Annotated in this window: 13 protein-coding genes; 9 read left to right on the top strand and 4 right to left on the bottom strand. The window is 74.5% G+C overall.

Annotated features, from left to right (window positions below):
- Positions 1–281: 281 nt before the first annotated feature.
- Positions 282–1070, top strand: coding sequence for a sensor histidine kinase (locus OG982_RS00920; protein WP_266790654.1), 789 nt, complete (start codon positions 282–284; stop codon positions 1068–1070).
- Complete coding sequence (locus OG982_RS00915; protein ID WP_266947699.1) at positions 1067–1831, top strand: response regulator transcription factor; 765 nt, start codon at positions 1067–1069, stop codon at positions 1829–1831. Before OG982_RS00920 ends, OG982_RS00915 begins: the two co-directional genes overlap by 4 nt.
- A gap of 65 nt (positions 1832–1896) precedes the next feature.
- On the opposite strand, the gene OG982_RS00910 is transcribed toward OG982_RS00915, so the two are convergent.
- Both OG982_RS00910 and OG982_RS00905 read right to left on the bottom strand, forming a co-directional pair.
- The gene (locus OG982_RS00910; protein WP_266790658.1) at positions 1897–3423 is read right to left on the bottom strand and encodes a hypothetical protein; all 1527 of its coding nucleotides are present in this window, start codon (positions 3421–3423) and stop codon (positions 1897–1899) included.
- On the bottom strand, positions 3420–3599 hold the full coding sequence (locus tag OG982_RS00905) for a hypothetical protein (RefSeq protein WP_266790659.1): 180 nt from the start codon (positions 3597–3599) through the stop codon (positions 3420–3422). The genes OG982_RS00910 and OG982_RS00905 overlap by 4 nt, the downstream gene beginning before the upstream one ends.
- A gap of 71 nt (positions 3600–3670) precedes the next feature.
- Here OG982_RS00905 and OG982_RS00900 point away from each other — a divergent pair, with 71 nt between their 5' ends.
- On the top strand, positions 3671–4513 hold the full coding sequence (locus OG982_RS00900; protein WP_266947697.1) for an NAD-dependent epimerase/dehydratase family protein: 843 nt from the start codon (positions 3671–3673) through the stop codon (positions 4511–4513).
- On the opposite strand, the gene OG982_RS00895 is transcribed toward OG982_RS00900, so the two are convergent.
- Positions 4510–5256, bottom strand: a complete 747-nt coding sequence (locus OG982_RS00895; protein WP_266792299.1) for a GntR family transcriptional regulator — start codon at positions 5254–5256, stop codon at positions 4510–4512. The two genes, OG982_RS00900 and OG982_RS00895, sit on opposite strands and share 4 nt — an antisense overlap.
- A gap of 280 nt (positions 5257–5536) precedes the next feature.
- Between OG982_RS00895 and OG982_RS00890 the strand changes: the two genes are divergently transcribed.
- Genes OG982_RS00890 through OG982_RS00870 form a run of 5 tightly spaced genes read left to right on the top strand, consistent with a single transcriptional unit; the run spans position 5537 to position 10252 of the window.
- Positions 5537–6670: an ABC transporter substrate-binding protein gene (locus tag OG982_RS00890; RefSeq protein WP_266949841.1), complete on the top strand. Its 1134-nt coding sequence runs from the start codon at positions 5537–5539 to the stop codon at positions 6668–6670.
- Complete coding sequence (locus OG982_RS00885; protein ID WP_266790663.1) at positions 6670–7569, top strand: ABC transporter permease subunit; 900 nt, start codon at positions 6670–6672, stop codon at positions 7567–7569. The genes OG982_RS00890 and OG982_RS00885 overlap by 1 nt, the downstream gene beginning before the upstream one ends.
- A complete protein-coding gene (locus tag OG982_RS00880) occupies positions 7557–8480 on the top strand; it encodes an ABC transporter permease (protein ID WP_266947695.1) in 924 nt (307 codons plus the stop codon). The genes OG982_RS00885 and OG982_RS00880 overlap by 13 nt, the downstream gene beginning before the upstream one ends.
- Before the next feature lie 6 nt (positions 8481–8486).
- Positions 8487–9590 (top strand): ABC transporter ATP-binding protein, encoded by a 1104-nt coding sequence (locus OG982_RS00875; RefSeq protein ID WP_266947694.1) that lies wholly within the window; start codon positions 8487–8489, stop codon positions 9588–9590.
- On the top strand, positions 9587–10252 hold the full coding sequence (locus tag OG982_RS00870) for an HAD family phosphatase (RefSeq protein WP_266790668.1): 666 nt from the start codon (positions 9587–9589) through the stop codon (positions 10250–10252). Before OG982_RS00875 ends, OG982_RS00870 begins: the two co-directional genes overlap by 4 nt.
- 87 nt (positions 10253–10339) lie before the next feature.
- On the opposite strand, the gene OG982_RS00865 is transcribed toward OG982_RS00870, so the two are convergent.
- Positions 10340–10846 carry a hypothetical protein gene (locus tag OG982_RS00865; protein WP_266790670.1) on the bottom strand — a complete coding sequence of 169 codons (507 nt, stop codon included), beginning with the start codon at positions 10844–10846 and terminating at the stop codon, positions 10340–10342.
- Between the two features lie 153 nt (positions 10847–10999).
- Between OG982_RS00865 and OG982_RS00860 the strand changes: the two genes are divergently transcribed.
- Positions 11000–12079, top strand: coding sequence for a DUF2330 domain-containing protein (locus tag OG982_RS00860; protein WP_266790671.1), 1080 nt, complete (start codon positions 11000–11002; stop codon positions 12077–12079).
- Positions 12080–12090 lie beyond the last annotated feature (11 nt).

The following is a 12090-nucleotide window of genomic DNA, read 5'->3' as shown; positions in this document are numbered from 1 at the left end:
GAACGTAGAAGGGCGCCCGGGGCGGCTGCGTCACCCCCCGGATGTAAGCGGTCGGCGAGGTCATCCTGGGGATGTACGCGGGCTGGCTCGGGGGAGGGATGCGGACTACGGGCCTTGCCTGCGAGGCTTGTCCAGGTCGATGATCTTGCGGGAGAGGGGGCGGGGCGGTGTTCGGGTCGGGCGGGGTGGGATGGCTGTGGGCCGCCTTGGCCGCGGTGTGCGGGGCGGCCGGCTTGCTGGGAGTGGCGCTGCGGCGGGCACGGTGTGCGCACCGGGAGGCGATGGGGGAGCGCGGGTGGCTGCTGGAGCGGGAGCGCGAGAGCGCGGCCCGTACCGCCGTCGACGCCGAGCGGGCCAGGCTCGCGGCCGAACTCCACGACATAGTCAGCCACAACGTGAGCCTCATGGTGGTCCAGGCCGGGGCGGCCCGGGAGGTGCTGGCCACCATGCCGCAGGAGGCGGCGGCCGCGATGGGCGCCGTCGAGAGCGCCGGCCGGAACACGATGACCGAGCTGCGCCACCTGCTGGGCCTGCTCGCGCCCGCGCAGGACGGCACGGACGAGCCGCTCGCGGCGTACGGGGGCGGCGGCGCGGACACCCGGCTCACGGCGGTGACCCCGCTGACGCCGCAGCCGAGCCTGAGCGGGCTCAGCCGGCTGGTCGACCGGATCGCCTTCGCGGGGCTGCCCGTTGAGGTCCGGATTTCCGGCGAGCCGCGGCCGCTGCCGGCGGGCATCGACGTGACGGCGTACCGGATCATCCAGGAAGCGCTGACCAACGCGCTCAAACACGGGGACGGGGTGAAGGCGGAGGTGACGGTGAGATACGCGGACCACGCGCTGCGGGTGGAGGTGCTCAACAGCGGCCCGAGCGTGCTGGCGGGTGCGGGTGCGGATCCCGCTCACGGGGCGGGGGAGCGGCGGCGTTCGATACCGAAGGCCGAGGGAGCCGGGCGGGGGCTGATCGGCCTGCGCGAGCGGGTCGCCGTCTACGGGGGCGACCTCGACGCCCGGCGCCGCATCGGCGGCGGCTACCGGGTCCGCGCCAAGCTGCCCCTGGACCGGCCGTGACGGCGCCGCGGGTGCTGATCGCCGATGACCAGGAGCTCGTACGCACCGGGTTCCGGCTGATCCTGACGGCCCGGGGGATCGATGTGGTGGGGGTGGCCGCCGACGGGGTGGAAGCCGTCTCGATGGCGCGCCGGCTGCGGCCGGACGTGGTCCTGCTCGACATCCGGATGCCGAACATGGACGGCCTGGAGGCCGCCCGCCGCATCCTCGCCGAGAACGCGCACTGCCGGGTCGTCATGCTGACCACCTTCGACCTCGACCAGTACGTCTACGCCGCCCTCGCCGCCGGGGCCAGCGGGTTCCTGCTCAAGGACGTCACCCCCGCACACCTCGCGGCCGCCGTCCGCCTCGTCGACACCGGGGACGCGCTGCTCGCGCCGTCCATCACGCGCCGACTGGTGGAGCGCTGCGCCCCCGCCGGCCCGGCGGCGGACCGGGGGGCGGGGGAGGGCGCGTACCGCGGCCTCGACGCGCTGACCCCGCGCGAGCGGGAGGTGCTGACCCTGATGGGGCAGGGCCTCTCCAACACGGAGCTGGCGGGGGAGCTGACGCTCAGCGAGGCGACGGTGAAGACCCATGTGGCCCGGATCTTCGCCAAACTCGGCCTCCGTGACCGTGCCCAGGCCGTGGTCCTCGCCTATGAGACGGGCCTGGTCACCCCCGGGTCGGTCACCCCCGGGTCGGTCACCCCCGGGTCGGTCACCCCGGGGTCGGTCAGCCCTTCGGCCGGTTCAGTACGCCGTCCGGTGCCTGGAGCATGACCCGGGCCGTCCGCCGGGGCGCGAGGACGGCTGCCGGAACGCGGCGGTGGGCATGTGTGTATCCCTCAGGGCGACAACGCCGCCAACTGCTGCGTCAGCAGCTCCTCCATCGCCTCGGGCGGCAGCGCCGGATGGGCGGCCGCGGCCTCCGCGCCCCGGGGGTCCAGGTGGGTCAGCAAGGCCACGAGGGTCTGCGGGGGCAGCGCCGGATGGGCCGCGGCGTGGCGGGCGGCCCGCTCGTCGTCCAGGCAGGGGAGCAGCGCCTCGGCCGTCGCGCGCGGGTGCCCCGCGATCGCGCGCAGCGCCCCCCGCACCGGCGGCTCGTGCCGGGCCAGCCGCGCCAACAGGGCGGGCGGGGCGTCCGGGTTGGCCGCCACCCGCGCGTGGACGGCCACGCCGTGCCGCGCGACCATGCCGCGCAACCGGGCCTCGCTCAGCCCGGGGTGCGGGGCGACGGCCTTGGCCACCTTCGTGTCCGGATCGGCGGCGAGGGCGTCGCGTATCCCAGGCGGCAGGTCATGGCGTTCGCCCACCAGCGCCCGTACGGTCGCGGGAGCCGACGCGACCAGCTCCGCGAGTTCGCCCGGCGAGGCGGCGGCGATCCGGGGCAGCGGGATCGCCCCGATCCGCGTCCTCTCGGCCAGCTCAGCGAGGACGTCCAGCGGCACCCGGGGATGGTGCGCCAGGGCCCGCCGGACGTCGCTGTCCTGGTCGGCGGCCATGGCCCGGACCAGCGCCTCCCCGATCGCGGGATTCCGGGCGAGGGCCGCCCGTACCCCGGGTACCGGATCCCCGGCGAGCCGGGTGTACACCTCGGGCGGCAGATCGACCCGTTCGGCGAGCGCCCAGCGCACCCCCGAAGAGGGGTGGCCGGCGAACCCGGCGAGCACCTCGGGCGGCGTGGCCGGGTTCCCCGCGGCGGCGTACAGCGTCGCGACGAGCGTGAGGGCGTGGACGCCGTCACAGCCGTCCCCGTGCCCCGGCCCGTACGGCTGGTACTGCTCGCGCTCGGACGGCGTCGACTCGGCGCCGCAGACCAGACACGACGTCGCGGGTGGCAGCCCGGCGCCGGTGACCAGCGCGGCGAGCACGGCCGGCGGGGCCGTCTCGTTGGCCGCCACCGCGCGGCGCACCTCGGCGTGCGGATGGCGCGCGAGGCGCCCGGCCAGCTCGGGCGGGGCCTCCAGGGCGAGTTCGGCGACCACGGAGACCGCCCGGTCGGCGGCCAGCGTCTCGACCACCTCGGGCGGCAGACCGGGGCAGGCGGCGAGGCGCTGCCGGGTGTAGGGGTCCGGGTCGGCCGCGAACAGGCGGGCCCATTCGGGCGGTCCGCCGCGCTCGTCGAGCAGAGCGAGCGCGGCCTCCGGCCGCGCCACCGGGTCGATGTCCCCGGCGGCCAGCAGGCCCGTGCGCGCCAGCCTGGTCGCGGCGTCCTCGTCGCGGGCGGCGAGCGCGAGGACCTGAGCGGGAGCGAGGTCGGTGCGCTCGCCGAGCGCGAGGGCCACCCACTCCTCCGCGACCGGGATCAGCCGGTCCACCAGCCGGGACGGCAGCGCGGGGTTGGCAGCGAGCCCTTCGAGGACGTGGTTCACCCGACCCCCTCCCCGGCCCCCGAGGCGCCCCCGGCCCCCGTAGAGGCGCGCCCGGCCCCCGCAGAGCCATCCGTGCCCGCGTCCGGACCGTCGCCCGACTCGATGAGGGCCGCGACGCGGGCCTCGGCGTAGCGCGGCCGCGCCGCCTGCCGGTCGATCTCGCGGGAGACAGTCAACAGTTTTCCTTAACGCCCGTTCAGCAAGTGGCCAGTTCCGCTGGGGACCCTACAGCGGCAGAGTCGGACCCATGAAGCGAATTCTTGTGATCGGCGGCAGCCGGTACTTCGGCAGGCACCTGGTCGCCCTGCTCGCGGACGCCGGGCACGAGGTGACCGTCCTCAACCGGGGCTCCGGCGTCCCGCCCCGGGGCGTCGGCCACCTCGTCGCCGACCGCGACGACGAGGGGCAGCTGCTCGCCGCGCTCGGCGGGCGCACCTTCGACACCGTCGTCGACCAGGTCTGCTACACGCCAGCCCAAGCGGCCGTCGCCCGCCGCGTCTTCGCCGGCCGGACCGCGCGGTACGTGATGACCTCGACGATGGAGGTGTACGACCCCGCGCCGCCCACCCCCGAGGCCCTCGACTACGCCGAGGGCAAGCGGCTTGCCGAAGCGGTGTTCCTGGCGGAGCCGGTCCCCTTCGCCTTCGTCACCGTCCGCACCGCCCACGTCCTCGGCGGCGGCCGCGAGGAGTTCACCGGGCGGCTGGCCCACTACGTCGGGCGGATCGGCGCCGGAACCCCGGTCGAGGTGCACGAGGCCCCGTACGCCACCTCGTTCATCCACCACCGCGAGATCGCGGAGTTCCTGGGCTGGGCGGCGGTGGGCGGCTTCACCGGCCCGGTCGACGCGGCCTCCCACGGCGCGCTGGACGTCCGCGACCTGTGCGCGCTGATCGGCGAGCGGACGGGCCGGCCGGTGCGCTACCGGGTCGTCCCCCGGGGCGCCACGGCCTCGCCGTTCTCCTTCGACCGCGCGTACGCCCTGGACAACTCCCGGGCCACCGCCCTCGGTTTCCGCTTCGGCCGGGTCGCGCACTGGCTGCCGCGGGCCGTCGACGAGACGGTGAACGCCGCCCCGGCCTCCGGCTAACGATCGCCGGCGTGCCGTTCCAGCGGGGTTGCTACCGCCGAGTTGCTCACACTGAACGTGACGCTTCCGGCGAGGTAGCGGTCGTCCGACCACTCGATCGGGCGCCCCGTGTTGGTGGCCGAAACATGCCGCTGGCGCAGCAGAGGGCTGCCGCGCCGGATCCCCAGCAGCCGGGCGTCCTCGCTGCCGGCCGCGAGCGCGTCGATCAGGTGCTCGCCGTAGTGCGCGACGATCCCGGAGTCGCCCGCCAGGCCGTCCATCACCGAGCGGCAGTCCAGCGGCATCGCCTCGACCGCCGCCGCGACCCAGTCGGCGTACGCGGTCCGCTCCACCATGGTCGGTTCCCCGTCGAGCAGGCGCAGTCGCAGCGCGGCCAGGATCTCCGTGCCCGGCGCCAGCGCGAGGCGCTCCGCCTCCTCCGGCGTGGCCGGCCGCCGGGTCCGGGACAGGAACCGGCTGCGGACCTCGTGCCCGACGCCCTCGGCCCACTGGGCGAAGCTGTTCAGCTCGCCGAAGCTGTGCCGGCGCTCCTGGCGCAGCACGATCCGCCGGGCACCCTGCCGGGAGCCGATCAGCCCCTCGGACGCGAGGGTGGCCACCGCCTGCCGGACGGTGCCGCGCGAGGCGGACCAGCGCGCGGCCAGGTCGCTCTCGGAGGGCAGCTGGGCGCCCACCGGGTACTCGCCGGAGAGGATCGCGGCGCGCAGCGCCTCGGCGATCTCCAGATAGCGGACCGTGCCCATCAGCTGTGCCCCTTGATCGTCGTCGTGTCCGGCCACCCTGGCCAGCATGGCGCAGCGCGCCCGCCGCGGCGCTGCCCTTGATCATTAACGCTGCTCTGTCACGACTTCTTTCGGTCAATCGCATCTCTTCGTCGAGCCGTGCTCCGCGGTCCAGTCGCCGTTCACCGTCCGTACAGCGAGCCCGGGCGAACTGGAGCCAACTTGTTCAGACAAGTGATTGCCCCCTTAGTCTCCGGGAGAGACCGTGCTCAGTTCCTCCGCCCGTCGCGGTGCGGCCGTACTGCTCAGCGCCGCCGTTCTCACCACGCTCAGCGCGTGTGGTGCGGCACCCGACCAGAAGTCCGCCGGCACCTCTGCCGACGGCAAGGCCAAGGTCCAGCCGGGCGCCGCCGCCTCGGTGGCCGACCTGGGCGGCATGGAAGCCCTGGTCGCGGCCGCCGAGAAGGAGGGCCAGCTCAATGTGATCGCGCTGCCGCCGGACTGGGCGAACTACGGCGAGATCGTCAAGGCCTTCCAGGCCAAGTATCCCAAGATCAAGATCAACAGCGAGAACCCGGACGCCGCCAGCGCCGACGAGATCGCCGCCGTGAAGTCCCGCAAGGGCCAAAAGCGCGCCCCCGACGTCCTGGACCTCGGCATCGCCTTCGCGCGCAGCGGCGCCGCCGAGAACCTGTTCGCCCCGTACAAGGTCACCGCCTGGGACAAGATCCCCGCCGCCCAGAAGGACGCGGACGGCCGCTGGTACAACGACTACGGCGGCTACGTCTCCATCGGCTGCGACGCCGCCCGCATCCCGAACTGCCCGCAGACCTTCGCGGACCTGCTCAAGCCCGAGTACAAGGGCAAGGTCGCCCTCAACGGCAACCCCACCAAGTCGGGTTCCGCCTTCGGCGGCGTCTACGCGGCCGCCCTCGCCAACAAGGGCTCCTTCGCCGACATCCAGCCCGGCATCGACTTCTTCGGCCAGCTGAAGAAGAACGGGAACTTCATCCCGGTCGAGTCCACCCCGGCCACCGTCGAGAAGGGCGAGACGCCCATCTCGATCGACTGGGACTACCTGAACGCCGGCTACGCCGACCAGTTCAAGGGCAAGGGCGTCGACTGGAAGGTCGCCGTTCCCACCGACGGCGTCTACGCCCAGTACTACTCGCAGGCCATCAACAAGGAGGCCCCGAACCCGGCGGCCGCCCGCCTGTGGATGGAGTTCCTCTACAGCGCCGAGGGCCAGAACCTCTGGCTCAAGGGGTACGCCCGCCCGGTCCTGCTCCCCGGCATGACCCAGGACGGCACCGCCGACAAGGACGCCGTCACCAAGCTCCCCAAGGTCGAGGGCACCCCGTCCTTCCCGGCCTCCGAGGAGCTGGACAAGGCCAAGGCCGCCCTCGCCCAGAAGTGGGACAAGGCCGTCAGCTGATGTCCGCAACCACCACCCCTCACCCGAAGGGGACCGCCGGCGGCAACCGCCGCCGGCGGCGCGGCCCGCGCACCTGGCTCGCCGCCCTCCCCCTCCTCGTCTTCACCGGGCTCTGCTTCGGCATCCCGCTCGGCGCCATCGCCTTCGGGGCGGTCACCCGCACCGACCCGGTGACCGGCGCCGTCCAGCCGACCGGTGAACACCTGGCGCGCTCGCTCCAGGGCCCCTACCTCGGCTCGCTCATCGGCAGCGTGCAGCTCTCCGCCCTCACCGCACTCGTCGGCGGACTGCTCGGCGTCCTGATCGCCCAGGCCGTGGTCACCTCCCGCTCCACCGCCCTGCGCAACGCCACGCTGACCGCCTCGGGCGTCCTCGCCAACTTCGGCGGCGTCCCGCTCGCGTTCGCGTTCATCGCGACCGTCGGCATCTCCGGAGTCGTCACCCAGCTCGCCGACCTCGGCAGCCTCGGCTGGAGCCTGTACTCCTTCACCGGCCTCACCGTGGTGTACCTGTACTTCCTGATCCCGCTGATGGTGCTGGTGATCGCCCCGGCGCTGGACGGACTGCGTCCCCAGTGGCGCGAGGCCGCCCAGAACAACGGCGCCACCGCGGGCCAGTTCTGGCGCCACGTCGGCCTGCCGGTCCTCGCCCCCTCCCTGCTCGGCGGTTTCGTGCTGCTCTTCGGCACCGCCTTCGCCGCGCACGCCACGGCCGCAGCCCTGGTCGGCGGCTCCGTCCCGCTGGTCACCCTCAAGATCGCGGACGCGCTGTCCGGCAACGTGCTGACCGGCCAGGAGAACGTGGCGCTGGCCCTCGGCCTCGACATGATCCTGATCGCCGGCCTGGTCATGGCGGTCTACCTGCCCCTCCAGCGACGGAGCGCCCGATGGCTGCGATGACCCCGACGGCCGCGGACACGGCCGAACCGGCCCGGACCCCCGACGCCGCACCGCACGCGAGCGCCCACCGCCCGCGCGCCCGCCCCCGCGTCTGGCGCGGAGCCGTCCTCGCGCTGGCCGGCGCGTACTTCCTCACCCCGCTCATCGCCTCCTTCGTCTTCACCGTGCACGTGCCCGGCCAGGGGATCACCTTCGAGGCGTACACCGAGCTGCTCGCCGCCGACGGATTCACCGAGAGCCTGCTGCTCTCCCTCGGCCTGGCCGCCGCGACCATCGCACTGTCGCTGCTGCTGGCCGTCCCGGCACTGGTCGCCGTACGGATCGGCTCGCCGCGGCTGCGGCCCGTCGTCGAGGTGATGTGCATGCTGCCCCTGGTGGTGCCGCCGATCGCCCTGGTCACCGGCATCACCACGGTGCTGCGCTGGGGACCGGAGCACCTCTCGCGGACCCCGCTCTACCAGACGTTCCTGGCCGTCCAGAACGAGGACTTCCCCGTCGTCCTGGTCCTCGCCTACACCGTGCTGGCGCTGCCGTTCGTCTACCGCTCGCTCGACGCCGGGCTGCGCGCCGTCGACGTGCCGACGCTGGTCGAGGCCGCCCGCAGCTGCGGGGCGAGCTGGCCCCACGTCGTCCTGCGCGTGCTGCTGCCGAACCTGCGGGCCTCGCTCGCCGGAGCCGCCTTCCTCACGCTGGCGCTCGTACTCGGCGAGTTCACCATCGCCTCGCTCCTCGGCTTCCAGCCCTTCGCCGTGTGGATCGTCTCCATCTCCGGCGCCCAGGCCCGGATGTCGGTCGCCGTCTCCATCCTCAGCCTGCTCATCACCTGGCTGCTGCTCCTCCTCCTGTCGCGGGCCGGAACCAACCCAGCCACCGTGTCCTCCGCCCCCGCCACCTCCCGCAAGGAGTCCTGAACCCTCATGTCCACCACCCTTCCCGCGGCGCGGAAGCCGGGAGACGCCGGCGACACGGACAGCCCGGCGGGAGCGCGCGTCGAATTCCGCGGCCTGCGCCGGGCGTTCGGCTCCACCGTCGCCCTCGACGGCCTCGACCTGACCATCGAGCCCGGCGAACTCGTCGCACTCCTCGGCCCGTCCGGCTGCGGCAAGACCACCGCCCTGCGCGTCGTCGCCGGCTTCGAGCAGCCCGACTCCGGTGAAGTCCTCGTCGACGGGCAGGACATCACCCGGGTCCCGGCCAACCGCCGCGACGCCGGCATGGTGTTCCAGTCGTACAGCCTCTTCCCGAACCTCAGCGCCCGCGACAACGTGGCCTTCGGCCTGCGCGTCCGCAAGGTCGGCGCGGCCGAGCGCCGGGAGCGGGCCGCCGAACTCCTCGACCTGGTCGGCCTCCCCGACCACGGCGACCGCTACCCGCACCAGATGTCCGGCGGCCAGCAGCAGCGCGTCGCGCTCGCCCGCGCCCTGGCGCTGCGACCGCGCGTGCTGCTGCTCGACGAACCGCTCTCCGCGCTGGACGCCAAGGTCCGGGCCAGCCTGCGGGAGGAGATCCGCCGCCTCCAGCTCTCCCTCGGCATCACCACCGTGTTCGTCACGCACGACCAGGAGGAGGCCCTGTCCATGGCCGACCGGGTCGCCGTGCTGAACGCCGGCCGCCTGGAGCAGTGCGCGGCCCCCGCCGAGCTGTACGAGCGTCCCGCCACGCCGTTCGTCGCCGAGTTCGTCGGCACCATGAACCGGCTGCCGGGGCGGCTCGCCGACTCCGGGCTGGTGGAAGTCGCCGGCGCCCGGCTCCCCGTGGACGGCCCGGTGCCGGCGACGCGGGACGTGGAGGTCCTCGTACGCCCCGAGAACGTCACCGTCCGCGCCGACGCGGACGGCACGGCCACCGTGGTCTCCGCCTCCTTCCTCGGCTCCGTGACCCGGCTCCACCTGGACCTGCCCGGCGGCACCTCCGTCAAGGCCGACCTGCCGTCGCGCGACGCGGGCGAGCTGGTCCCGGGCGCGCGGGCGACCGTGGGCCTGACCGAGCGGCCCGTACTCGTCGTGGCGAGGACCGAGTGAACGAGCTCGGAGCCGTCCTGTTCGACATGGACGGCACCCTCGTCGACACCGAGGTGCTGTGGTGGCGCACCACCGAGGAGATCGCGGACGGCCTGGGGTACGGACTCTCCGATGCCGACGCGCCCGAGGTGGTGGGCCGCGCGGTGGAGGACACCGCCGCCCACCTGGTACGGGTGGCCCGCGCGGGAGACCCCGCCGCGGTGGCGGCGGAGCTCACCGCGAACTTCTTCCGCAAGGTGGAGGCCGGGGCGCCGATGCGGCCCGGCGCCGAGCGGCTGCTGACCGAGCTGGAGGCCCAGGGCGTGCCGTTCGCCCTGGTCAGCGCCTCCCCGCGGGTGGTCGTCGACTCGGTGGTCGGCGGCTCGCTGGCCCGGGTGCCGTTCGCGTTCACGATGTCCGCCGACGACACCCCGCGCACCAAGCCGCACCCGGACCCCTACCGGGCGGCCGCCGGGAGACTGGGCCTGGAGCCGCACGTGTGCGTCGCCGTCGAGGACTCCCCGGACGGGGCGGCCTCGGCCGAGGCCGCCGGGTGCGGGGTGCTCGTCGTGCCCTCGCTGCTGCCGGTCGTGCCGTCCCCGCGGCGGGTGTTCGCCCGCTCGCTGGAGGAGGCGGACACGGGGCTGCTGCGCCGCTGCCTGGCGGCGGCCCAGGCGCGATAACCGGGCCCGCCGCAGGGCGGATGGCCGGGCCCGAGGGCGGGCGGCCGGGCGGCCTGCCGATGCCGGTCGCCCGGCCCGCCGCGCGGGTCAGGTCATGCCGAGGACGTCCAGGACGGCCCGGGCGTACTCGCCGTCCCCGCAGGCCGGGCCGCCCGCCGCCTCCCGGCGGAACCCGGCCGTCCCGGTCCGGATGAACGCGGCGCACTGGCCGTACAGCCCGGCCTCGTGGCTGCTCCCGTCGTCCACGCAGCACAGCAGGCTCAGCAGCGTCCACAGCAGGGCCTCGCGGGTGTCCCGCCGGGGCGGCCCCGCGGCCCACACCGCCATCAGCACGCCGCAGACCGCGGGGGCGGGCGGCATCAGGGCCTCCTGGAAGAAGACGTGGCCCTGGAAGGCCCGGAACGCGGACGGATGGCCCTCGGCCGCGTCCCGCACGGTGCCCACCAGATGGCCCGCGGAATGCCCGCAGCCGCACGGGATCGCGTCCCAGTCGTGCCGGGCGAGCTCCGCCTCCACGGAATCCGGAATCAGCGGACTGGGCGGCGGCGCGGAACGGCGCTTCCCCGTCCGCTGCGGCATGTCGTTTCCCCACATGGCGCACAGTATGAGGGCCGCGGCGGCCGGCCCGCGAGGGTGGTCGGCCGGGTTCCGGATCGTGGCCCGGAGCCGGCCCCGGACCGGGCCCCGCCCTGGTCCCCAAGTGGCCGGAACCGTATCCCGGGAGGGGCCGTCTGAGATCCCGTGTGGATGAAACGAAGAATTCTGGCGCTGCTGTTCGCCCTGCTCGCGACGCAGGTGGGGTCGCTCGTCAGCCCGGCGTACGCGTGCGGCTGCGGCGCGATGATCCCCGACCGGATGTCGCGGATCGGCGTCGACCGGGAGACGTCGGTCGTGCGCTGGGACGGTGCCACGGAGCAGATCGTCATGCGCTTCACCGTCGGCGGTGACGCCAAGCGGGCGGCTTGGGTCATGCCCGTGCCGCACCGCGCCACGGTGGAACTCGGCGACCCGACCGTCTTCGACCAGCTCACCGAGATGACCCGGCCCGAGCGCAGGACCCGCACCCACTTCTGGCCGCGCGGCGGCGACTGGCCCTTCTCCAGTGACATCGGGGACGGGGCCACGGCCGCGCTGCCCGGCGCCGGGGCCCCCTCCGTCGACGTCGTCGGCCGCGAACAGCTCGGCGACTTCGACGTGGCCCGGCTCACCGCCACCGACCCCGACGCCCTGCGCGACTGGCTGGAGTCCAACGGCTTCACGCTCCCGGACCGCCTCGCCACCGAGCTGCGGCCCTACGTCGACCAGAAGTGGGAGTACGTCGCCGTCCGCCTCGCGCCCCGCCGGCCGGGCAAGCCGCTGCTCGGCACCCTCGACCCGCTGCGGATCCGCTTCGAGAGCGACCGGCTCGTCTACCCGATGCGGCTGTCCCGGATGGCCAAGACCGCCCAGTCCCTCGGGCTGTACGTACTGGCCGACCACCGGATGGAACCCAGCTCCCCGATCGGCGGGAACACGCCCGAGGTGACCTTCGCCGGGCGCATCACCCCGAGGGACGGGCTCGCCGAACTCACCGGCGGCAAGCCCGCGTTCCTCACCGCCATCGACCAGCGGTTCCCCGATCCGGGGCGCATCGACGGCGACCACGAACTGCGCGCGACCGCCGCAGACACCCCCTACCGCCGGGTCGTCTACCGCGACAGGCTGCTCACCGTCGGGGACGACATCCCGGTCTGGCTCCTGACCGCCGGCGGCGGCCTGCTGGCCGTGGCCGCCGCCGTGGGCCTGCGCGTCCGCCGGGCGCGGGGCGTCCGGCGCGCCACGGCCTGACCGCGGCCGCG

It is taken from the genome of Streptomyces sp. NBC_01551 (assembly GCF_026339935.1).
Classification (GTDB): Bacteria; Actinomycetota; Actinomycetes; order Streptomycetales; family Streptomycetaceae; genus Streptomyces.
The sequence above is the reverse complement of the archived record's forward strand: the minus strand, read 5'-3'. Positions and strand labels throughout refer to the sequence as shown.